Source organism: Metapseudomonas boanensis (assembly GCF_042232855.1).
GTDB classification, from domain to species: domain Bacteria; phylum Pseudomonadota; class Gammaproteobacteria; order Pseudomonadales; family Pseudomonadaceae; genus Metapseudomonas; species Metapseudomonas boanensis.
Genome location: NZ_CP113889.1, coordinates 647,772 through 669,973, shown reverse-complemented (window position 1 = coordinate 669,973; position 22,202 = coordinate 647,772). Strand labels below are relative to the sequence as shown.

Below are 22,202 nucleotides of genomic sequence, written 5' to 3'. Positions count from 1 at the left end.
CTCGCTGTTGTTGCAGTACCACGAACCACCCATCCAGGTTTTGCGATAGCTGAACAACCGATGACGTGAACGGCCCATCGGCCTGACGAAGAACCTGACACAAAAATCGGCTTTCGAAGTCGCCGGCTTTTTCAGGGTCGTCAGGCGCGACTCTCATCGTGGCGCGGGGCAAGCCCCCTACGGACGCCGGATAGATTTAGGCAAGCCAAACACCCATCGCTGGTCTGTACTGCAAAAACGGGGGTGACCATAGCTTTCGTTCCAGACCGTATCAGACCAGCAGGTCCCCGACATGGAGGATCTTCATGGTGTTGGTGCCGCCCTGGGTGGTGTAGCTATCACCCTTGGTCAGGATCACCCAGTCGCCCTTCGTCACAATGCCACGCTGCAGGAGTTCGTCGACGGCCATCTGGCTGACTTTCTCCGGTGGCAGTGCGGCCGCATCGAAGGGGACGGTCTCGACGCCGCGGAACAGCGCCACGCGGGCCTGGGTCTCGCGGTGCGGCGAGTAGGCGTAGATCGGTACCGAGGAACGGATTCGCGACATGATCAGCGGGGTGTAGCCGCTTTCGGTCAGGCAGATGATCGCCTTGATGCCCGGGAAGTGGTTGGCGGTGTACATGGACGCCAGGGCGATGCTCTCGTCGCAGCGGTTGAAGGTGTTGCCGATGCGGTGGCTGGAGCGGCGGGTGTCGGGGTGCTTTTCGGCACCCTGGCAGATGCGCGCCATGGCTTGCACCGCTTCCACCGGGTATTCGCCTGCGGCGCTTTCTGCGGACAGCATGACGGCGTCGGTGTAGTCGAGCACGGCGTTGGCCACGTCGGAGACTTCCGCGCGGGTCGGCATTGGGCTGTGGATCATCGACTCCATCATCTGGGTCGCGGTGATCACAGCTTTGTTGTAGCGGCGCGCGTGCAGAATGATCTTCTTCTGGATGCCCACCAGTTCGGCGTCACCGATCTCCACGCCGAGGTCGCCGCGCGCGACCATTACCGCATCACTGGCGCGGATCAGGCCGTCCAGTGCCTCGTCGTCGGCTACAGCTTCCGCGCGCTCGATCTTCGCTACCAGCCATGCCTTGCCACCAGCCTCGTCGCGCAGGCGGCGAGCCAGTTCCATGTCGGCGGCGTCGCGGGGGAAGGAAACGGCCAGGTAGTCCAGTTCCATCTCGGCAGCCAGCTTGATGTCGGCTTTGTCCTTGGCGGTCAGGGCCGGCGCAGTCAGGCCGCCGCCACGGCGGTTGATGCCCTTGTGGTCTGACAGCGGGCCGCCGATCATCACGCGGCATTGCAGTTCATCGGCGCTGCTGCTTTCAACGCGCATTACCACACGGCCGTCGTCCAGCAGCAGTTCATCACCTACGCCGCAGTCCCTCACCAGGTCGGGGTAGTCGATACCCACCACTTCCTGATTGCCGGCGTCACGCGGGTGGGTGACGGAGAAACGGAAGCTGTCGCCTTCCTTGAGTTCGATTCGTTTGTTGGCGAACTTGGCGATGCGGATCTTCGGTCCTTGAAGGTCGCCGAGCAGGGCAACGAAACGACCGTGCTTGGCCGCCAGCTCGCGAACCAGGCGCGCGCGCGCCTTGTGTTCTTCCGGACTGCCGTGGGAGAAGTTGAGGCGGGCCACGTTCAAACCCGCGAGGATCAGTTGTTCCAGAACCTCCGGGGAGTTGCTGGCCGGGCCGAGGGTGGCGACGATTTTGGTACGGCGGAAGGGCATGCGACGACTCCATTTTCCAAGCTGAGCCCGAGGCTACACCCTGGAAAAACTGTAGTCATGGAGTCTTTTCACTACCTGCTGAATTGTTTCAGGCGCCGCACACGGGCCCCTCAAGTTCGGTTCTGGTTGAGCGCCTGATCCTGATGCGGGAGGACTTGCTGGCCTGGTCGTCAGAGGGGAACTGCACCAGCAGGCGACGCAGGTAGGCAATCGCCTTGTCTCGATCGGGATGGGGGTTGTCGGGTGCCAGGCACATGAGGCCGAGCTGGCATAAGGCCTTCTCCGGTATATCCGGCTGAACGTGGGTTTCCGACAGGGCCAGCAGGTATAGCTCCTCGGCCTCGGTGCTCTTGGCATCGCGAATGGCGATGGCGCTGTAGGTGAGCAAGCGCCCAGCAGAAGGCTGATGACGAGCAGGGTGGGGTGGACCGCAAGGCATCTCCTCAGCGGCTTGGCGACGGGGGCAGCCTAGCTGCGTCGATGCTCGGGCCGAGCAAGCGGACGGCACGACCGAACGGAGGTTATGCTTTTTGTCTCGGTACTGGACATCGGCCCTGTAGAAACCGCTTCGATGGCCGATACACCGGCCGACGGAGGAATCAACCATGCGAACCCTGATCCTGCTGGCGATGCTTGCCAGTGTGGCCGGCTGCACCCGCTGGTCGCTCGACCACCACCTGAACAATGCATACCGCGCCTATGAAGACGGGGACTGCGAGGATGTGATGCTGGAGCTTTCCAAGGCCGAGCGAAAGAGCCGCTCTCGGCAGTATCTGCAGCCGGAGATTTCCCTGTTACGTGGGCAATGCCTGGAGCGTCAGAGTCTGTTCGTCGACGCAGCGCAGACCTACCATTTCATCATCGCGCGTTACCCGGCGAGCGAGTACGCCTATAGGGCGAGGGCACGCCTGGAGACGCTCCAGCAACGTGGTCTCCTGAGCGGTAGCAGTGCGGCCAGGGTGCACCCCGCGGCTTATTGACTTCCTTGTGGACCGTCGGTCGTGGTTGGCTTGAGTCGATTTTCTCCCGGACTAAGCTCAAGCCTTGTTCAAGGAGGACAGGAATGCGCTATACCCTGCTGTACGTTCTGCTGATTCCCTCTCTGGCTGCGGCGGAAATCTATCGCTGGACCGACGCTGAGGGCCGGGTGCATTTCAGCGAGCGTCCGCAGGCCGGCGCCGCCCCTGTGCAAGTCAGGCCGCAAGTCGTTGAGCGCGATGCCGCCACGCGCGAGCGGGAAGAGCGCGCAGCGCGTTACTTCGATGCCCGCAGGGATGAGCAGGCTCAGGCCGCCAGTCGTGTGGCAGATGCCCGTGAGAAGCGCCAGAAGGCATGTGAGAACCTGCGCTCGCAGAAGGAGCAACTGGATCGTGGTGGCTCCTTTTTTCGGGTGGATGAGCGTGGTGAGCGTCAGTACTACAGTGATGAACAGATCGAGATGTTTCGCCGAAGTCTGGCGGAGGCCCTGAACCGCGATTGCCGCTAGCGCTTGGTTTTATGGCGGTGACGGGTTCATACTGAATGACCATTAATAGCGATTTGATATCATGCCTACTAAGCGCCGTATCGAACGCCATCAGTTGCCCTATTACCTGAAGGTGTTCAATCGCATCACCGACAAGCCCATGGGCTACATTGGCAACGTCTCGATGGACGGACTGATGCTGATCAGCCAGTTGCCGATGCTGGTGGGCGGGCGGTTCGAGATGCGTCTGAAAATCCCGGGGCAGGATGGGCAATTGCACTTCATCGATTTTTGCGCCACCTGCCAATGGTGTCGCGAAGACGTGAACCCCGGGCACTTCGATTCAGGGTTCTCGCTAGTGGCGCCGCCGGGAGAATATGCCGATCTGATCGATGCCTTGCGTTTCTATTTCAGCTTTCGTCCCTTGGCCGCCTCGGCATAAATCTGTCTGAAAAAAGATCAACTTCGCCTGCATTGGGGTCTCACGCCGGATCGGAAAGTGGTGTGGGGCGGTGGTGCCTTTCGAGCCTTGTTCCTGGCTTGGCGATCAGCTGAAGTCAGGGCGCTATCCCTTAAAGCGCTCCCGCCTTCTTCCAGGCCAGATAGCGACTCACCAGCTCTGGCCCCAGCTCGCTCGGACGAGCGTCCAGTACTGGCACACCATGCGCCGCCAGCCGCTCATGCAGGCCGGCACGGGCGTTCAGATAGTCCACCGTCCCGCAATAGGCGAGTGCATCCTCAAAGCCTCGCACTGGAGCCTGTCGCAAGCTGTCGAGGATTTCCTCGCGCAGGCTCACGACGAGCAGGCGATGCTGGCGCCCCAGGCGTTTGACGGCATTGACCAGCTCCTCATCGTCCTCGTCCCGCAGATTGCTGATCAACACCACCAGCGCGCGGCGGCGTTGGCGGGTCAGCAGGGTGTCGGTGGCTGCCCGGTAGTCCGCTGGTCGCAGGGTGCTGTCGAGGTCATAGACACCGTTGAGTAGCACGCTCAGTTGGGCGGGGCCCTTTACTGGCGCGAGGAAGCGATCTCGCTCGGCGGCGAAGGTGGCGAGTCCAACGGCGTCACCCTGGCGCAGTGCTACATAGCTGAGCAGCAGGCTGGCGTTTAGCGCGTGGTCAAAGTGAGACAGGTCGCCATCCTGGCTGCGCATGCGGCGGCCGCAGTCCAGCAGAAAGACAATCTGCTGGTCGCGTTCGTCCTGGTATTCGCGGGCGATGGGTGTGCGCTTGCGTGCAGTGGCTTTCCAGTCGATCTGGCGCAGGGTATCGCCGTCGCGGAATTCGCGGAGCTGGTGAAACTCCATGCCCAGGCCACGGCGTGGGCGTTGACGTACCCCTAGCTGGCTGAGCCAATCGTCCACGGCTTTAAGCTGGGCCCCATACAGCCGAGCGAAATCCGGGTAGACGCGAGTTTCTCCGGACAGAGGCAGGACCCGACGCTGGCGCCAGAGCCCCAAGGGGCTGGGAAGTTCGACGTCGCAGGCTGGGAGGTGGAAGTGGCCACGCTTGAGCGGGCGCACACGGTAGCTCAGCTCTGTTTGCGTGCCGGGGTGGAGCTCGATGCGCTGGGGCAGGGCGTCGAACGCCATGTCCTCTGGAACCTGGTCGAACAGTTGCAAATGCAAGGGGCGTGGATAGCCGTGATGGACTGTCAGGCGCACTTCACTCCAACGTGCCAGCGGCAGATTGCCAGGTAACAGACGTTCCAAGCGTGGAGAGGGCTGATGACGGAGCCACAGTGCGTCGATGCAGGCCAGCAACAGCAGTGCGCAGAGCAGTCCCCACCAGATGACCGGAAGTTCCGCGGGCAAGGCAATGCCCAGCGGCGGCAGGGCGCCGAGTAGCAAGGCCAGACCGAGCAGGGTGGCCATCAGCGTGAGCATTGCGCGGGACGGTCTCATAGACGGGGGGCCGGCACCTGGTCGATGAGCTGCTGCAGGACCTGGTCCACCGAAAGTCCCTCAATGTCCAGCTCCGGAGACAAACGTACACGATGGCGCAGGACGGCCAGGGCGCATCCCTTGATGTCATCCGGCAAGACGAAATCGCCGCCGCGTAGCAGAGCCCGGGCACGACCGCCGCGCACCAGAGCGATGGAGGCCCGTGGGCCGGCACCGATGGCAAGCCCTGGCCAGCTGCGAGTCGCTCGGGCCAGACGCACGGCGAAGTCGAGTACCTGGTCGTCGATCGGCAGCTCGCTGGCGATCTTCTGCAGGGCGAGCACATCCTTGGCTTGCAGCAGCGTCCGCAGCGGCGCCACGTCGAGCATGTCGGCTCGTGCGGAGCGGGTGACCTGGCGGACCAGGTTGAGTTCCTCGTCGGCCGCCGGGTAGTCCATGCGTAGCTTGAGCATGAAACGGTCGAGCTCAGCTTCCGGCAGGGGGTAGGTGCCTTCCTGCTCGATGGGGTTCTGGGTGGCCATGACCAGGAACGGTTGCGGCACCGGCAGGGCACGGCCTTCTAGGGTGACCTGGCGTTCCTGCATCACTTCCAGCAGTGCGGCCTGGGTCTTGGCCGGGGCACGGTTGATCTCGTCGGCCAGCAGCAGGTTGGTGAATACCGGGCCCTTGCGCAGTTTGAACTGCTCACTCTGCATGTCGTACACGGCATGGCCGGTCACGTCGCTGGGCATCAGGTCGGGAGTGAACTGGATGCGTGAAAACTCGCCTGCAAAGCACCGAGCCAATGCCCGGACAAGCAGCGTCTTGCCGAGTCCAGGAACGCCCTCCACCAGCACATGCCCGCCCGCCAGCAGCGCGGTAAGGACATCGTCGATGACAGTGGCCTGCCCGACCAGGGCCTTCTGCAACTCATGGCGCAACGCCTGGGCCAGCTGACTCGCGCGTTGGCGCTGGGTCGAGGCGGAAGGTGCTGCAGCGGGGGCGGTTGTTTCGAGCTGCGACGGGTCGGAAATCTGTTCGCTCATAGGGCATTCCTGAGGGTTTGCAGGTGGGCGACCTGGCGGGTGAATTCGGTGGCATTGAGGCGTTGTTGCGGCAGTGGGCGCATGGCCTGGCTGATGGCGCCGGGTGGCAGGCGTGTCAGGCGGCCCAAGACCTGCCATTGCTCGGCTACGGCCAGGCGTTCGAAGCCGGGGTGGCGACGTCGGGCCCGACGCTGGATATCGCGTTGTAGGGATTGCAGCAGACTGGCCTGCCCCGCTCGGCGGAGCATGAAATCAGCAGCGCCACGCAGGTGTTCCTCCAACTGCCGGCGAGCACGGCTGGCGGGCGTCTGCAGGGGGCCTTGGCGCGGAGCAACGTGCCACAGGCCAAGGAGGATAAGCAGCAGCAACGCGATCAGGGCTTCGGGGAAGTGTTCACCGAGCAGTTTGGCAAGGCTGTCGCGCTCAGCGCGATAGAGCAGTGTGACTTGGCTGTCCTGGCCGAGGTACCAGAGCAGCCAGGCGTTGTCGTACTGGGCGATGTCCTGGTTCTGCCAGATCCAGCCATCGGTCAGTACCGTAATCAGGCCGTCTCCCTGATTGAGTTGGAGCATGTGCGTCGCCTTGGCGCTGTTTGCCCAGGCATGGGCTCGATTCTGACTATCGAAGAGGTGGAAGTCGGTATCGAAGCTGACGAAGGCCGGTGCTTGCTCGTTCTCCAGGTAGAGTTTGGTCAGTTCGGGGAACGGGTCCTCGTTGGCGTCGGCAGGGGCTTGTTGGTCGTCGCTGCTTCGCGCAGCAGGCTCTTCGTTGGTCGCCTCGCCACCCGATGCCTGACCTTGCGACTCGCTCTCCTGTTCTTCCAGTGCATCTACCTCGAATTGCTGGATGCCCAGGCTGTCCAGCAGCAGGTCGCCGCTTTTCTGTTCGTCTTCGTCGTATAGCCGCTCGGCAATGAACACCAGGTGGCCGCCTTTGCTGACCCAGGCCAGCAGGCGCTGAGACTGGCGCGGTGTCATGTGGTTACGGCTGCCGAGCAACAGCATGGTCTGGCCGGTGCTCGGCAGTTGGTCCAGCACCTCCAGGCCATCGGCCCGATTGACGGTCAGGCCTTGTTTGCGCAGAAAGTGTTCGGCGGCCAGATAGGGGTTACCCATTACTTCCGGCGAGGGGCCGTGCTCCACGGTTTCCTGGAAGGGATGCAGGTGGCCGGCTAGCTGAATGGCCAGGATACCGAGCAAGAGGAACAGACCTGCGCCCAATAGAAAACGCACCGTGCGGTTCATGCCGTGGAGCCCTTGGCGAAGAGATGCCGCCAGCCGTCGCACAAGCCTTGGCGAAGTTCGCCCGGAGGTAGCTGGTGGCCATAGGCGAGGTTCTGCCAATGGCGCGTCACGGCCTGGCTGAACTGCTCCAGTTCGAGGTTGTCCAGCGCTATCACCATCTGCAGAACCTCGCCCTCGGTGTGTGATGCCTTCAACGGCAGGCGAAAGTCATGCAGCAATCGACTGAGCAGCGCTCGATAGAGCAGGCCAAGTGCTGCTCGCGGCTGTTCTGACCAGAGTCGCTCGGCTTCGCTGGCGACATCTTCGGGCAGGCTTTCCGGCGCCAGTTCCAGCCCGAACAGGACTGGGGGCTGCGCCTGTTGGCGTCGCTGCGGCAAGCCTAAGCGGCCGGCGAAGGTGTTCAACCAATCACGATAGCGCCACAGGACCAGGGCGATCAGGCTGAATACCAGGCCCCAGAGCAGAGCTTTGAGCGCCAGTGTCAGCATCTCCTGGCTTCGCCAGTACTCGGCCAGTTTGAACAGGTTGCGAAGCAGCGATGCCCAGCCTTCCAGTTCGCTGCCGTCGGCTGGTGTTTCTGGCGCGGCATTCCCGAGACGCCAACGAGTGACGGTTTCCCGATTCTGAAACGGCGGTGAATCGAGCAGTGTCTGGATGTCCTCGCGGGCGCTCGCGCTATCCAGAGCCTGCTGGCTGAGACGCTCGGTCTCGGGGCCATTGAGGTAGGCCGGGGGCGCCGGGCATACGCCGATGTTTTCCTGGGCCTGCGCCGGTTGCGGCGCATGTGCGATGCCCAGTCCCAGAGCTAGCAGCAGGGCATAGGCGGCGCCGGTGAGGCGCTGACGAAGGCGGCGGAATTCCAGCTCGATGTCCCAGGCTTCCAGGGCAGTGCGGCGGTTCAGGTAGAGGGTGAAGCCGCAGGCTACGTAGACCGGTTCCCAGATGATCAGCACCAGGGCATACAGGCTGTTGGATAGGTGCTCCAGCCACAGCCACTCGCCTGAAGCTGCCTCCAGCACCTTGTCCCAGTTCCACTCGATGGTCATTTGCTGCGGCAGCATGAGGTAGAAGAGCGTGATCAGGCCCAGCCAGAGCGCCAGTTCCAGATGCATCCCGATCACGGTCAGCCAGGTTGCGCCGCCGGCGTCCCGTTGACCGAGGACGACCAGCCGCTGGCTGCGCGTCTGGCCGGCAAGCCTCTCCAGCTGGATAACGGGCAGGTCGAAGCTGCGGGTCGGACTGAACCGGCGCCAGGTGAGGCTGGCAATCAGTTGCGGGCGCAGCAGGCGGGGATAGGCGCGTAGCGCTTCGCCGAGGCTGGGCGTGTCGCCGAACAGGGCGCGCGAAAGGATGAACAGCGGCAGCCGCTCATAGGCTGGCTTGCCGAGCCAGAACAGCAGGATTGCCAAGCCCGGATAATCCCAGAGCAGTACGCTCAGCAGCAGGAATACCGGCAGGGTGACCAGCGCCCAGCTGGCCATCAGGAGTCCGGCATGACGTCTTGCGAGCAGTACGCCAAGGTCCATGGCCTCCCACGCAGTGCGAGGGCGGATGGCCACGCTGGCGTCAGTCAGGCGCATGCGCCCTCCTGCCTGCCAGGCCGAAATAAAGGGCGACCAGAGTCCACAGTCCCGCACCGACCCCGTACTTGAACTGGGGGGATACGTGGTTGATGGACGACCAGTAGGCCTCGACGAAGGCGGCAATCAATAGCAGCAGGATGACTCCCGCGATCAACTGCACGCTGCGCGCGGCGGCCAGCCGCAAGGACTCGCTGCGAGGCAGTCTTCCGGGGGCGAGCAGGGCCCAGCCCAATTGCAGGCCGGCGGCACCGGCGAAGCTGATGGCGGTGAGTTCGAAAGCACCGTGGCCGATGACGAAAGACCAGAAGGTCTCGCCATAGCCGACCTGGGTCAGGTGGCCTGCGACTGCGCCGATGGTCAGCCCATTGAAGAGCAGGAAGAACAGGCTACCAAGGCCGAAAAGCAGGCCGCTGGCATAGGTCTGAAAGGCGATACCGATGTTGTTCATGATGTAGTGGCCGAACATCATCCAGTCATCGCCAGAGTTGCGCTCACTCATGGGACCGATGCGGCGGGCATCCGGGTCGTACATGGATTCCATGGACGAAACCTGCTCCGGGTCCATCATGCTGTAGACCAGGTCGGGAAAGGCATGCACCAGGACACCCATTAACAGCAGACTGCCATAGAAGAGCAGGCTTGCCGCGGCGATGCTGCGCCACTGGCTCCGAACCAGCCGCGGGAAGCCTCCGAGGATGAAGCCCAACAGGCGTCCGCCAAGGTGGCTGCGGTGGCGATAGAACTGTTGGTGACCACGCATCGCCAGTTGCTGCAACTGCGCAATCAGATGGCTGCTGTAGCCACGCTCCTGAGCCAGGGCCAGGTGCTGGCAGAGGCGCCTGTAGTCGCCCGCGAAGGTTTCGCACGCTCGTGTGTCCGCCTTGCTGCGCTCCAGGTTTCCCAGCAATTTGGAGAAGGCTTCCCAGTCAGCCTGGTGACGTTTCTCGAACAGGCTTTGTTTCATGTCGATGCAGGCCCCAGCAGGCCACGGGCGATGCCATTGATGTGAGCTTCCGCCTGCTCTGGCGGGGCGTCCAGTGGTATCGCGAGAATGGAAGCAAGCTCCGTGCGACGCGCAGCGGAAAGCGTGCCCTGGCGCTCGGCAAAGCTCAGCATGGCGCGTTGCTCGGCCAGAGTCAGGGGAAAGGGCGCTTGCTCGGGAGGGACGTCCGGAAGGGCAGGGCGCACCGGCTTTTCGTCCCGATAAATCACCAGGCTGCCAGCAGCGATGTCGCCCAGGCGTTTGAAGGCCGGATGCAGCAGGCAACTGAGGATTCCCAGCATATAGCCAAGCGGGAGGATATCGACAAAGCGCAGCAGGTTGCGGATCAGCGAGGCCGCCCAGCCAATCGGCGTGCCGTCATCATGCACGACACGCAAGCCCATGACCTGCTTGCCCGGCGAGCGTCCCTGGTTGAGTACCTCGAACAGGACCATATACCACCAGTTGAGCAGGAACATCAGGATCAGGCCCAGTCCGAAGCCAAACTGGCCGAGCACGGCTAACACGATGAACATCAACAGCAGGATTGCGCCACGGATCAGCAGATCGATGCTGTAGGCCAGGGCACGTGGCAGCAAGCCGGCAGGGCGTAACACGAGATCGATGCCTTCGGGCGTTTCCACCTGGTAGCAGGTGTCCAGCGGCGGGGCCTGGGGCGAGCGCACGGCAGGGCGGGGGCTGGACAAGGCGGTTGGCATCGCTTGGCTGCTTGGATTAAAGAGCGATGCTAGCCGGGGCCCAGGGTCCAGGCAACCGGCTGAAGGAGCTGTTCGCGCGCTGCGTGTGCGGCGCTTGGCGGCATTGGCCGGGCATCAGGTATCCCTTGTTTCAAAATCGTCCGTGCCGGCGATTCTAGGCGTCGACCAATTTCTGCAGCAAGCCGAGGTGATTGCTGCAGGGCCGCCGGATGCGTCCTGGCCAGCTCCAGCCATCGGCGCCGCTCTAGTGGGGGAGGCTAGTGCTAGACTGCCGCCTTCATGAACAAGGGGGGGCGCCGTGACATCCAGCATCTTCTGGTACGACTACGAAACCACCGGGATCAACCCACGCAGCGACCGGCCACTGCAGGTCGCGGGTATCCGCACGGACGAGTCTCTCAAAGAGATCGGCGAACCGCTGAATATCTATTGCCGTCCCAGCGATGACATCCTGCCGCATCCGGCAGCCTGCCTGGTGACCGGCATCCTGCCCGCAACGCTCGCCGCCAAGGGACTGGATGAAGCTGAGTTCATGCGTCGCGTCCATGCCGAACTGTCACAGCCGGGTACCTGTGGCGCCGGGTATAACAGCTTGCGCTTCGACGATGAGGTCACGCGCTACAGCCTCTATCGCAACTTCTACGACCCCTATGCGCGCGAGTGGCAAGGTGGCAACAGCCGATGGGACCTGATCGATCTGGTTCGCACAGCCTACGCGCTACGACCCGAGGGTATCCAGTGGCCGCAGGAGGAGGGGCGCGTCAGTCTCAAGCTGGAGCGATTGACAGTGGCTAATGGAATCGACCATGGCCAGGCCCATGATGCCTTGTCGGATGTTCGTGCGACTATCGCACTGGCGAGGCTCTTCAAAGCGCGTCAACCCAAGCTGTTCGACTATCTCTACCAACTGCGCAGCAAGCACAAGGTTCAAGAGCAAATTAGCCTGTTGCAGCCGCTGGTGCATATTTCCGGACGGTTCTCCGCAGCGCGCCATTACCTGTCGGTGGCCTTGCCCTTGGCCTGGCATCCGCGCAATCGCAATGCCCTGATCGTCTGCGATCTGCAGGCCGATCCTTCGCCTCTGCTGGAGCTGGATGCACAGTCGTTGCGCGCTCGTTTGTACACACGGCGTGAAGAGCTCGCCGAAGGTGAGTTGCCGGTACCGCTCAAGCTCCTGCACATCAACAAGTGTCCGGTGGTGGCGCCGATGGCGGTGCTGCGTGATGCCGATCGTGAGCGCCTGGGGGTTGATCTGGAACTTTGCCTCGGACGAGCACGGCAACTTGCCGAGGCTACAGCAGTCTGGCAGGCGAAACTGCCCGAGTTGTATGCCGAAGAAGGTTTCGCGGGAGTTGATGACCCTGAACAGCAGTTGTACGACGGATTTCTGGGAGACCGTGACCGCCGTTTGTGTGAACAAGTGCGTCGTGCCGAGCCGCTGAGCCTGGGGTGCGACAATTGGCCGTTCGACGATGCGCGCCTGCCGGAATTGCTGTTCCGTTACCGGGCCAGAAACTTTCCTGAAACTTTGTCGGACGATGAGCGTGGGCGCTGGTTCGAATTTTGTCGGATGCGCCTGAACAGCCCGGAGTTCGGGGCGCCAAATACTCTGGCAGGATTCACCCGGGCGTTGGACGAGTTGCTGGCCAAGTCCGACGATAAGCATCAGGCAGTATTGCTGGAGTGGCAGCGGTACGCCGCTGAGCTGCGTCTGCGCTATCACTTGTAAAGGGAAAGCCCACAACTTTGGTGGGATTAATCGTAGGTAAAAAAACGCCAGCATCAAGCTGGCGTTTTTTGTCGCGTGAGGCTTAGCCCAGGATGGTGGCCCAGCCTTCAACGGTATCGGCGCCCCACTTGGCTTTCCACTCTTTCAGCGTCTTGTGGTTGCCGCCTTTGGTCTCGATCACTTCGCCTGTGTTCGGATTCTTGTACTGCTTGACCTTGCGCGCACGCTTGCTGGTGGTAGCCGCGGCCTTGCCGGTGCGGGGAGCCTTGCTGACGCGGGCGTCCGGATCCAGGAGGGCGATCACGTCGCGCAGGGACTTCTGATATTCACCCATCAGGGTGCGCAGTTTGCCTTCAAACTCCAGTTCCTTTTTCAGCTTGTCGTCTTGCGACAGGCTTTTCAGGCGCTCCTGGAGTTCCTTGATGGCTTCTTCAGTTGCGCGGTATTCGTTGATCAGCGACATGTTGGCGTCCCTTATTTTGAATCGTGTGATGACTTAAGATGAGCGAGTGACTCCAATAATAGACAGCGATTAACTGCAAGTAAACAAGCGTGAAAAGTTTTGTGAACGTTATTTGTTTGGAAGTAGTTCATATAAGCAGCCGCAAGGCTCTGCAGATAATTCCTGTCCAGCAGCCTGCCTAGTTCCTGCGCTCGGCTATGCCTTATTTCATCGCGGGGAACTCTTCAATCAGCCCATCAGACTTCGCCTGAGACAAGGGGTTACTGAAGTTTTCTCCTACTGTGGCTAGAATGGCGACCTTTGCGAAGTCTCTGGAGTGTTCCCCCATGCGCACATTTCGTCTGGTGATTGCCTGTCCGGACGGCGTTGGCATCGTAGCCAAGGTCAGCAACTTCCTGGCTACCTATAACGGTTGGATCACCGAGGCCAGCCACCACTCGGACAATCAGAGCGGTTGGTTCTTCATGCGGCATGAAATTCGTGCCGACTCCCTGCCTTTCGACCTGGACGGTTTCCGTCAGGCGTTCGCACCGATTGCACGCGAGTTCTCGATGGATTGGCGGGTCACGGACTCGGAGGTGAAGAAACGGGTGATCCTGATGGCCAGTCGCGAGTCTCATTGTCTCGCAGACCTGCTGCACCGCTGGCACAGCGGTGAACTGGATTGCGAAATCCCCTGTGTGATTGCCAACCACGACGACCTGCGCAGCATGGTGGAGTGGCACGGCATCCCTTATTTCCATGTACCGGTCGACGCGAAGGACAAGCAGCCGGCATTCGACGAAGTCTCCCGCCTTGTGGAGTCCCATCGCGCAGATACCGTGGTGCTCGCCCGCTACATGCAGATCCTGCCGCCGGAACTCTGCCAGCGATATGCGCATCAGGTCATCAATATCCATCACAGCTTCCTGCCGTCCTTCGTGGGCGCCAAGCCTTACCACCAGGCCTCGCTTCGGGGTGTGAAGCTGATCGGCGCGACCTGCCACTATGTGACCGAGGAACTGGATGCCGGCCCGATCATCGAGCAGGATGTCGTGCGGGTCACCCACCGCGACAGCGTCGAAGATATGGTCCGCTTCGGCAAGGATGTGGAGAAGATGGTGCTGTCCCGTGGGCTACGCTATCACTTGGAGGACCGGGTGCTGGTTCACGACAACAAGACTGTCGTGTTCGACTGAGGCCTTAGGCGCGCACCTGGAACGGTACTGCGGCAGAGGAGTTCATCCATGCTCAAGTCCATCAGGGTGCGCGACTACATGACCCGTCACCTGGTGACCTTCAGGTCCGACACTGACCTGTTCCTGGCGATCGAACGACTGATCGAGCATCGGATATCCGGGGCTCCGGTCGTTGATTCTCAGGGGCACCTGATCGGAATGTTCAGCGACAACGACTGCCTGCGCGGAATCCTCTCGGGTGCCTACTACGAGGAGATTGGCGGAAACGTCAGCAGCTACATGTCTACCCAGCTGGAGACCATTTCGCCTGATGCCGACATCATAGAGGCTTGTCAGCGTTTTCTGCGTGCAAACGTCAGGCAGTTCCCCGTGGTCGAAAGCGGGGTCTTGATTGGGCAGATCAGTCGCCGTGATGTATTGCGGGCGGTGAAAGAGTTCGCCCAGCACGAGAAGGGCCAACCGCCCGAAGTCTGAGGAGATGGCTGAATGTCAGACCCACGCGAGCGAGCCACGTCCAGGCCGCCACCTGTCGTTGGTGAGGGTTGCGCGCGACGTTACGACCCGGAGGCATTGAGCAGCGAAGACGGTACCGACTTCCCCGGAGCCGAGGAGCTTTGGCGGCAGTTGCAGGAGAAGGTGCCGGATGAGTCCGAGAGGGCAGAGAAGGAAAAAGGGCGCTGATCAGGCGCCCTTTCTTTATTTACGTGGGAAGTTTGGTCGGACTTTGTCTCGCTCCGTAGAAAACCCTGTCGGGGCGAATTCATTGGCCAGGCAGGCCACAGGTCTGTCCAGGAGCATCGAGCAGGGCTTAGTATCCGCCCACGATCAGCTCCCTCTCCCAGGCGGGGAAGAGGGAGCAGGTCGTGCGGTGGTTGGGCTCCTGCGCCCCTTGGGTTCGCGACGGGGCCTCAGATCCGGAAGCTGCCCACCAGCTGTTGTAGGCGCGTGGCCTGACGCTCCAGGTCGCCGCAGGCGCGCAGGGTCGCTTGCAGGTTCTCCACGCCGTCCTGGTTGAGGGTGTTGATCTCGGTGATATCCATGTTCAGCGAGTCGACCACGGCGGTCTGCTCCTCGGTGGCGGTGGCCACCGACTGGTTCATGCCGTCGATCTCACCGATGCGCTGAGTCACGCTGCCCAGGCGCTCACCAGCCTGGTTGGCAATTTCCACGCTCTGCTCGCTGTAGCGCTGGCTCTCGGTCATGGTGGTCACCGCTTCGCGTGCGCCCACCTGCAGCTCTTCGATCATCTGCTGGATTTCCTGCGCCGACTCCTGGGTGCGGTGCGCCAGGTTGCGCACTTCGTCTGCCACCACGGCAAAGCCGCGCCCGGCCTCGCCGGCCCGCGCCGCCTCGATGGCAGCGTTGAGCGCCAGCAGGTTGGTCTGCTCGGAAATGCCCTTGATCACTTCTAGGATCTGTCCGATGTTCACCGTCTTGCTGTTCAGCGTTTCGATGTTGCCGCAGGAGGCGCGGATCTTGCCGGACAGTTCGTTCATCGCCTGGATGGTGCGCTCCACCACCTGCCGGCCATCTTCGGCCAAGGTGCGTGCGGAGGACGCCTGGTGCGAGGCGTCGGCGGCGTTACGGGCGATCTCCTGGGCGGCGGCGCCCAGTTCATTGATCGCCGCCGCGACGCTGTTGGTGCGGTTGGATTGTTCGTCGGAGTTGCTCATCGAGGAATTGGAGGCGTTGAGTACCAGCTTGGCAACCTCGTTGACCTGGCTTGTGGCCGAGGACACTTCACGGATCGAGCCGTGGATACGCTCGACGAAACGGTTGAAGGCGTTGGCCAACGTGCCGAACTCGTCCTTGGAATGCACCGCCAGGCGCATGGTCAGGTCACCTTCGCCTTCGGCGATGTCGTGCATGGCGCGACCCATGGCGTGCAGTGGTTGCATCAGCACGCGCATCAGCATGCCTAGCAGGAGCATGATGATGATCACAGCGATTATGGTGGCGAACACCGCCGAGGCGCGGAATTCGTCGAGCATGGAGTAGGCCTTGGCTTTGTCTACCGAGAGGCCAACGTACCAGTTCACCGAGGGCAGTCCCTTGATCGGGGCGAAGGTCAGGATACGCGTGCCGTCTTCAGCCTCGACCTCGCTGAAGTCGGCACTGATGGCTGGTGTGTGCTTCGGATAGATGTCGCGCAGCTTCTTCATCACCAGGTCCTTGTTCGGATGGACCAGGATCGTGCCGTCGGCGCTGACCAGGAAGGCATAACCCATGCCGTCGAAATCCAGCGAGTTGATGATCTGAACCATGTTCTCCAGGCTCAGGTCGCCACCGACGACGCCGATGGAGGGCACGGGTGTGGCGATGGACATGATCAGCTGGTTAGTGGATGCATCCACGTAAGGTTCGGTCAGAGTGGCACCGCCAGCATTTTTCGCATCCTTGTACCAGGGACGGACGCGAGGATCGTAGCCCTCGGGCATCTTGGCGTCCGGGCTGATGATGAACTGGCCATCCTCGGTTCCGATGAACGTGGAGACAAGCGCGGATTTCAGGGCCTTGCGTTCCAGTAGGCGGGTGATGGCGTCTGGTTCAGAGTCTGCGGCGATTGATTCCGCCAGGCTTTCTACCAGCACGATTCGGCCGGAGAGCCAGCCCTGAATGTTGCTTGCAGTGACATCACCTATGTCACGCAAGTCGTTTTCCAAATCGTCTCGGAGCGCATTCCTTTGCAAATAATCGTTGTACAGCGTGAACAGCGAGAATGCTGCAATCACCACCAACGAGGCAGCGAGCAGAATCTTGTGGCTGAACCTGAGGTTTTTGATCATGTTTGCTTGCGTCCGTTAAGGTCAGGCACCAGTCTTCATGGCACTTCAGTGCATAAAAAACTGAGAAGAAACGTCGGTTTATATGTCGGCACCGTCATTCGAAAGCTTTAATCCGAGGTGAGGCACAATGCCTGAGAAAAATTCCCTGATTCTTGGCGCTGATCCCCAGGGTCACGCCGTTTACCAGGCCTTGCGCCTGGCCAATCGCCATGGACTGATCGCGGGAGCCACGGGCACTGGCAAGACAGTCACTTTGCAGCGCCTGGCCGAATTGTTCAGCGATGCCGGCGTGGCGGTCTTTGCCGCGGACATCAAGGGCGACTTGTGTGGCCTCGGCGCTGTCGGCCATCCCCAGGGCAAAGTGGCCGAGCGTATCGCCACGATGCCTTGGCTTGGCCATCAACCGCAGGCTTATCCGGTGACCCTGTGGGACGTTGCCGGAGTATCCGGCCATCCTTTGCGCACCACTCTCAGTGAAATGGGGCCGCTGTTGCTGGGTAACCTGCTGGAGTTGACCGACAGTCAGCAGGCGGCGCTCTACGCGGCTTTCCAGGTGGCTGACCGTGAGGGCCTGCTGCTGCTCGACCTGAAAGACCTGAAGGCGCTGCTCAATCACCTCAAGGACAATCTCGAAGTGCTGGGTGAGGACCGCGCGCTGTTCGCTGGCGCTTCCGCACAGGCCTTGCTGCGGCGCCTGGCGACGCTGGAGCAGCAGGGGGCCGAGGCGTTGTTCGGCGAACCGGCCCTGCAGCTGGAGGATATCCTCCAGCCAAATGCCGATGGCCGTGGGCGGATCCACCTGCTTGATGCGAGCCGACTGGTTCACGAGGCGCCGAAGGTCTACGCCACCTTCCTGCTCTGGCTGCTGGCCGAGCTCTTCGAGCAACTGCCAGAGCGGGGGGATGCGGACAAGCCCGTGCTGGCGTTGTTCTTCGATGAGGCACACTTGCTGTTCGCCAACACGCCCAAGGCTTTGCAGGATCGACTCGAACAGGTCGTCCGCTTGATCCGCTCCAAGGGTGTTGGCGTGTATTTTGTCACCCAGTCTCCCAGCGACCTGCCGGATGACGTCCTGGCGCAGTTGGGTCTGCGCATCCAGCACGGCCTGCGCGCGTTCACCGCCAAGGAGCAGAAGTCCCTGCGCGCAGTGGCGGACGGCTTCCGCCCCAACCCGACTTTCGACACCTTGGCGGTCCTGACTGAACTCGGCATCGGTGAGGCTCTGGTTGGCACGCTGGAAGAGAGGGGGACGCCGGGCATGGTCCAGCGCGTGGCCATCGCGCCGCCACAATCACGCATCGGGCCGCTGAACGAGGCCGAGCGCGCTGCTCTGGTACGCAGCTCACCACAGGCAGGACGCTATGACAGGGCGATTGATCGAGAATCGGCCTACGAGATGCTCACCCAGCGGGCGACGCGGGAGGTTCCGGATGCGTCGGGCCAGGACACGGGCAAGCCGGCAACGCAACCGAGCGGGTTAGGCGATGCGGCGGGTGAGTTGCTGGGTAATCTTGCCAGTCAGGTGATGAAGACGGCGGTACGCCAAGCGGCCAATCAGATCGGCCGGCAATTGGTTCGTGGCTTGATGGGCTCGTTGCTGGGGGGCACTAAGCGACGCTGAGCGTTGTGCGCCTTCCCCCTCTGTGTGAGGGGGGAGGTAAGCTTGCGGCCAGTTTGGAATCGAGAGGCAGTCCAGCGGGCTGCTTTGCGAATGAGTTCGCACCCACGGGAATCCTGCTCTGGTACTCATGAATGCACTCTGCAGACGGCTTCCAATGAATAAGGGCGCCTGCAGGCGCCCTTATTCCATACCGTCCGGATCAGACAATCACTGTCGTTGCTAGCCAGAACAGCGCAGCAGACAGCAGGATCGTCGTCGGCAGGGTCAGCACCCAGGCCATCAGGATGGTGCGTACCGTGCCCCCCTGCAGACCGCTCTTGTTGGCAACCATGGTGCCGGCAACGCCCGAAGACAGGACATGCGTCGTGGAGACCGGCAAGCTGTAGATGTTGGCCATGCCGATGGCGCAGGCAGCGGTGATCTGGGCACTCATGCCTTGGGCATAGGTCATGCCGTGCTTGCCGATCTTCTCGCCGACGGTGCGTACAACGCGCTTCCAACCGACCATGGTGCCGATGCCCAGGGCCAGGGCCACGGCGAGGATGACCCAGAAGGGAGCGTACTCGGTGGTGGCGGTCAGGTCCTTGCGAAGTTTTTCAAGGTCGGCTTTCTCGCGAGCTGGCAGGTCGGAGAGTTTGCCCACCTTCTTGGCGGTATCGTCCAGGCAGAGCAGGTAGCGGCGAACTTCTACACGGCTCTCCTCGCTGAGGTCCTTGTAGCTGGCGACGCCATTCAGTTCACGCAGCAGTGCGGCGATGGTCTGTTCGGTCTGCTTCGGATCACAGCGGTAGAGCTTGGGCATTTCACTGCCGTTGCTCTTGCCCAGGGCCAACATCTCGCCAAGGGTGTCGGTGTGGCGCTCGTAGAACTGGCTCAAGTGGGTTGCCGCGTCACGGGTGCGCTCGATCTGGTAGGTGGTGCTATTGAGGTCCAGAACGAACTTCGCCGGCACGATGCCGATCAGTACCAGCATGATCAGACCGATGCCTTTCTGGCCGTCGTTGGAGCCATGCACGAAGCTCACGGCCATGGCGGAGAGCACCAGGACCAGGCGGTTCCAGAACGGCGGGTGCTTCTTCTCATCCAGCTCTTTGCGGGTTTCCGGTGTCTTGTGCATCTTCGACAGCGGATACATCCACTTCAGGCTGAGCAATACCAGCGCCGCGACCAGGAAGCCGGCAGCAGGGGAGAAGATCAGCGAGAGGCCGATATCGATCGCCTTCCCCCAGTTCACGCCTTCGCCAAGCGGCAGGCCAGTGATGACGGTGTTGGCAAGGCCAACGCCCAGGATCGAGCCGATCAGCGTGTGCGAGCTGGAGGCAGGAATGCCGAAATACCAGGTCCCCAGGTTCCAGGCGATGGCCGCCGTGAGCATGGAGAACACCATGGCCAAGCCGTGTCCCGTGTTGACGTTGATTAGCAGTTCCACCGGCAGCAGATGGACGATGGCGTAGGCCACGCCGACGCCGCCCAGCAATACACCGAGGAAGTTGAAGATCCCCGAGAGGATCACCGCCCGGTAGGGCGACATGGCTTTGGTATAGATAACCGTGGCTACCGCGTTGGCGGTGTCGTGGAAACCATTGATGAATTCGAAGGTCAGGACGAATGCCAAGGCCAGCACCAGACTGAGAGCTACCCAGGCATCAAGCCCACTGAAGAGATCGAACATGAAGTTTCTGTGACTGGTTCATGAAGGGGCGGCGATTATGCCAGAAAACCGGTCGCCGCCTACTCCCAGGCGTCGACCGGATTCCCTCACCCTGAACTGGAGTTGTCGCAAATCTATACGAAACAGAGCCTTGTCCCGCCAAATGCGGCAAATTGTCAGGGGTCTTGCTTGAGCTCCTTCTCGATCTTCTCCAGTTCTTTTTCAAAAACTTGATCGAGGAGGCTGGGTTTCTTGCGCCAGGCTTTACGCTCAGGATCCCGTTGTGCGGCATAGGTGGTGATTTCACCGCCGTATACGTCCTTGTAACGTTGCGCCTGACGCTCGAGTTCCGCGCGCAGTTCGTCTTTCGTCACGTGGTCATCCGTCTCTATATCTAGCAATGGTCTTGAAGGCGTTTCCGGTTATCGCGGGGGCTTGAAGCCCTCTCGTGCCGGGGGAGGGGGGCGGGACCGTCAGTGCGATCCTCTGATTATCCGTTAATCAGGCCATGCAACTTGCGTATGTCACTCAAAGCGCCGGATGAGCGACGCTGCATCGACCATGGGCTTCGAAATCAATTTCACGAAACAGCCCAGCTACAACGTCGGCAAGTATAACAAGCAAAGTTAAAACCTCCATTACTGGAAGTCCTGCAACTGCAATAGAAAAGATCCGGACGGTGCTTAGAAGTTTCCAGGTAAAGACCTGATGATCCGCCCGAGGGTTTCCATTGCTTGTTCGCTTCGGCTACTCCAGGGGTGGCCGTAGTTGAGGCGGGCGCAGTGGCTGAAGCTGCGGGTAGCGGAGAAGATCGGGCCTGGCGCGATGCTGATGCCTTGGGCAAGCGCAAGCTGGAACAGGCGCAGGGCATCCACATGCCGGGGAAACTCCAGCCAAAGGAAATAGCCACCCTCTGGGCGGCTCGCCCCGGTCTCCTCGGGGAAATATCGCGCCACTGCCGCGAGCATGGCGTTGCGCTGGCTTTCCAGGGCGAAGCGCAGCTTGCGCAGATGGCGATCATAGCCGCCGTGCTGTAGGTAGTCAGCGATGGCCGCCTGAGCGGGTACCGAGGCGGAGATGCTGGTCATCAGCTTGAGCCGCTCGATCTGCCCGGCAAATCGTCCTCCGGCTACCCAACCTACGCGGTAGCCCGGCGCCAGGCTCTTGGAGAAGGAGCTGCAGTGCATCACCAGCCCCTCCTGGTCGAAGGCTTTTACTGGTTTGGGCGCCTGGGAGCCGAAATAGAGCTCGGCGTAGACATCGTCTTCGATCATCGGCACCTGATGGCGGGCCAGCAGGGCAGCAAGCTGGCGCTTGTGGTCTTCGCTCAGGCTGGCGCCCAGGGGGTTCTGGAAATTGCTCATGAACCAGCAGGCCTTGATCGGCAGGCGCTCGAGACTGTCCGCCAGGACTTGCAGGTCGATCCCGTCGCGTGGGTGCACGGGAATTTCCACGGCTTTCAGTTTCAGGCGTTCGAGAACCTGTAGGCTGGCATAGAAAGCAGGGGCCTCGATCGCCACCAGGTCGCCGGGTTGGGTGACGACCTGCAGGCAGAGGTTCAGGGCTTCCAGCGCGCCATTGCAGATCACCAGCTCCTCAATGGCCAGCGGCAGGCCACCGACCATGTAACGCAAGGCGATCTGTCGGCGCAGAGCATGGTTGCCCGGCGTCATGTCAGCTACCGTCGAGCGCGGGTCCATGTCACGAACTGCGTGAGCCATGGACCGTGCCAAGCGCGGCAACGGGAACAGTTCCGGGCTGGGGAAGGCCGAGCCGAAAGGCACGGTGTCCGGGTCCTTGATGGAGCTCAGTACCGAGAACACCAGTTCGCTGACATCCACTTCGGTAGTGGCAGCTTCACGGGGGCCAGCCTGGGGTTCCGGCAGCGGCCGGTGCACATGCTCGCAGACGAAGTAGCCAGAGCGTGCGCGGGCCAGGATCAACCCGCGACTCTCTAGCAGGTAATAGGCCTGGAATACCGTCGAGGCACTGACTCCGTAGGTGCGACTGGCATGCCGCACCGAGGGCACTTTCTGCCCTGGTGCAAGCACGCCGCTGCTGATGAGCCCGGCGATTTCATCGGCGAATTTTTCGTAGCGCTTCATCTTTTCCTGGGCCAGCTGAGCTTC

Annotated in this window: 21 protein-coding genes and 1 pseudogene; 8 read left to right on the top strand and 14 right to left on the bottom strand. The window is 61.6% G+C overall.

Annotated elements, in window-relative coordinates; all coding sequences use genetic code 11:
• Positions 1–271: 271 nt before the first annotated feature.
• Together pyk and OXH74_RS03065 are read right to left on the bottom strand one after the other, a co-directional pair.
• Positions 272–1,723, bottom strand: a complete 1,452-nt coding sequence (gene pyk, locus OXH74_RS03070) for a pyruvate kinase (protein WP_375740039.1) — start codon at positions 1,721–1,723, stop codon at positions 272–274.
• Positions 1,724–1,811: 88 nt separating this feature from the next.
• Entirely contained in the window at positions 1,812–2,111 is a 300-nt protein-coding gene (locus OXH74_RS03065) for a hypothetical protein (protein WP_375740038.1), read from the bottom strand.
• A gap of 217 nt (positions 2,112–2,328) precedes the next feature.
• On the opposite strand from OXH74_RS03065, the gene OXH74_RS03060 reads away from it, so the two are divergent.
• The 3 genes from OXH74_RS03060 to OXH74_RS03050 all read left to right on the top strand — a co-directional run bounded on the left by OXH74_RS03060 (position 2,329) and on the right by OXH74_RS03050 (position 3,630).
• Positions 2,329–2,703: a tol-pal system YbgF family protein gene (locus tag OXH74_RS03060; RefSeq protein WP_375740037.1), complete on the top strand. Its 375-nt coding sequence runs from the start codon at positions 2,329–2,331 to the stop codon at positions 2,701–2,703.
• An 83-nt stretch (positions 2,704–2,786) separates the two neighbouring features.
• Positions 2,787–3,209 (top strand): DUF4124 domain-containing protein, encoded by a 423-nt coding sequence (locus OXH74_RS03055; RefSeq protein ID WP_375740036.1) that lies wholly within the window; start codon positions 2,787–2,789, stop codon positions 3,207–3,209.
• Between the two features lie 61 nt (positions 3,210–3,270).
• Positions 3,271–3,630 (top strand): PilZ domain-containing protein, encoded by a 360-nt coding sequence (locus OXH74_RS03050; protein WP_375740035.1) that lies wholly within the window; start codon positions 3,271–3,273, stop codon positions 3,628–3,630.
• A gap of 130 nt (positions 3,631–3,760) precedes the next feature.
• Here OXH74_RS03050 and OXH74_RS03045 read toward each other — a convergent pair whose 3' ends face one another.
• The 6 genes from OXH74_RS03045 to OXH74_RS03020 are packed head-to-tail and all read right to left on the bottom strand — an operon-like array spanning position 3,761 to position 10,645.
• Positions 3,761–5,092, bottom strand: coding sequence for a DUF58 domain-containing protein (locus tag OXH74_RS03045; RefSeq protein ID WP_375740034.1), 1,332 nt, complete (start codon positions 5,090–5,092; stop codon positions 3,761–3,763).
• The gene (locus tag OXH74_RS03040) at positions 5,089–6,117 is read right to left on the bottom strand and encodes a MoxR family ATPase (RefSeq protein ID WP_215372793.1); all 1,029 of its coding nucleotides are present in this window, start codon (positions 6,115–6,117) and stop codon (positions 5,089–5,091) included. Before OXH74_RS03040 ends, OXH74_RS03045 begins: the two co-directional genes overlap by 4 nt.
• Positions 6,114–7,361 carry a DUF4350 domain-containing protein gene (locus OXH74_RS03035; protein ID WP_375740033.1) on the bottom strand — a complete coding sequence of 416 codons (1,248 nt, stop codon included), beginning with the start codon at positions 7,359–7,361 and terminating at the stop codon, positions 6,114–6,116. Before OXH74_RS03035 ends, OXH74_RS03040 begins: the two co-directional genes overlap by 4 nt.
• Positions 7,358–8,941: a DUF4129 domain-containing protein gene (locus tag OXH74_RS03030; RefSeq protein ID WP_375740032.1), complete on the bottom strand. Its 1,584-nt coding sequence runs from the start codon at positions 8,939–8,941 to the stop codon at positions 7,358–7,360. The genes OXH74_RS03035 and OXH74_RS03030 overlap by 4 nt, the downstream gene beginning before the upstream one ends.
• Positions 8,928–9,908: a stage II sporulation protein M gene (locus OXH74_RS03025; RefSeq protein ID WP_375740031.1), complete on the bottom strand. Its 981-nt coding sequence runs from the start codon at positions 9,906–9,908 to the stop codon at positions 8,928–8,930. Before OXH74_RS03025 ends, OXH74_RS03030 begins: the two co-directional genes overlap by 14 nt.
• On the bottom strand, positions 9,905–10,645 hold the full coding sequence (locus tag OXH74_RS03020) for an RDD family protein (RefSeq protein ID WP_375740030.1): 741 nt from the start codon (positions 10,643–10,645) through the stop codon (positions 9,905–9,907). Before OXH74_RS03020 ends, OXH74_RS03025 begins: the two co-directional genes overlap by 4 nt.
• Before the next feature lie 298 nt (positions 10,646–10,943).
• Between OXH74_RS03020 and sbcB the strand changes: the two genes are divergently transcribed.
• Positions 10,944–12,374: an exodeoxyribonuclease I gene (sbcB, locus tag OXH74_RS03015; protein ID WP_375740029.1), complete on the top strand. Its 1,431-nt coding sequence runs from the start codon at positions 10,944–10,946 to the stop codon at positions 12,372–12,374.
• An 82-nt stretch (positions 12,375–12,456) separates the two neighbouring features.
• On the opposite strand, the gene mvaT is transcribed toward sbcB, so the two are convergent.
• The gene (gene mvaT / locus OXH74_RS03010) at positions 12,457–12,837 is read right to left on the bottom strand and encodes a histone-like nucleoid-structuring protein MvaT (RefSeq protein ID WP_375740028.1); all 381 of its coding nucleotides are present in this window, start codon (positions 12,835–12,837) and stop codon (positions 12,457–12,459) included.
• A 326-nt stretch (positions 12,838–13,163) separates the two neighbouring features.
• Between mvaT and purU the strand changes: the two genes are divergently transcribed.
• Genes purU through OXH74_RS02995 form a run of 3 tightly spaced genes read left to right on the top strand, consistent with a single transcriptional unit; the run spans position 13,164 to position 14,696 of the window.
• Positions 13,164–14,015 (top strand): formyltetrahydrofolate deformylase, encoded by an 852-nt coding sequence (gene purU, locus OXH74_RS03005; protein ID WP_215372786.1) that lies wholly within the window; start codon positions 13,164–13,166, stop codon positions 14,013–14,015.
• Between the two features lie 48 nt (positions 14,016–14,063).
• Entirely contained in the window at positions 14,064–14,489 is a 426-nt protein-coding gene (locus OXH74_RS03000; protein ID WP_375740027.1) for a CBS domain-containing protein, read from the top strand.
• A gap of 12 nt (positions 14,490–14,501) precedes the next feature.
• Positions 14,502–14,696, top strand: a complete 195-nt coding sequence (locus OXH74_RS02995; RefSeq protein WP_375740026.1) for a hypothetical protein — start codon at positions 14,502–14,504, stop codon at positions 14,694–14,696.
• Positions 14,697–14,923: 227 nt separating this feature from the next.
• Here OXH74_RS02995 and OXH74_RS02990 read toward each other — a convergent pair whose 3' ends face one another.
• Positions 14,924–15,688, bottom strand: a complete 765-nt coding sequence (locus OXH74_RS02990) for a methyl-accepting chemotaxis protein (RefSeq protein ID WP_375741713.1) — start codon at positions 15,686–15,688, stop codon at positions 14,924–14,926.
• Between the two features lie 93 nt (positions 15,689–15,781).
• Positions 15,782–16,801, bottom strand: a pseudogene (locus OXH74_RS02985) (cache domain-containing protein); the annotation flags it as partial.
• A 127-nt stretch (positions 16,802–16,928) separates the two neighbouring features.
• On the opposite strand from OXH74_RS02985, the gene OXH74_RS02980 reads away from it, so the two are divergent.
• Positions 16,929–18,422: a helicase HerA-like domain-containing protein gene (locus OXH74_RS02980; protein WP_375740025.1), complete on the top strand. Its 1,494-nt coding sequence runs from the start codon at positions 16,929–16,931 to the stop codon at positions 18,420–18,422.
• Positions 18,423–18,621: 199 nt separating this feature from the next.
• Here the strand turns inward: OXH74_RS02980 and OXH74_RS02975 are convergent, their stop codons facing one another.
• From OXH74_RS02975 to mapR, 3 genes are all read right to left on the bottom strand, one after another.
• Positions 18,622–20,094 carry an inorganic phosphate transporter gene (locus OXH74_RS02975; RefSeq protein ID WP_375740024.1) on the bottom strand — a complete coding sequence of 491 codons (1,473 nt, stop codon included), beginning with the start codon at positions 20,092–20,094 and terminating at the stop codon, positions 18,622–18,624.
• A gap of 155 nt (positions 20,095–20,249) precedes the next feature.
• Entirely contained in the window at positions 20,250–20,447 is a 198-nt protein-coding gene (locus OXH74_RS02970; protein ID WP_375740023.1) for a hypothetical protein, read from the bottom strand.
• Positions 20,448–20,756: 309 nt separating this feature from the next.
• On the bottom strand, positions 20,757–22,178 hold the full coding sequence (mapR, locus tag OXH74_RS02965; protein ID WP_375740022.1) for a GntR family transcriptional regulator MpaR: 1,422 nt from the start codon (positions 22,176–22,178) through the stop codon (positions 20,757–20,759).
• Between the last annotated feature and the right edge of the window lie 24 nt (positions 22,179–22,202).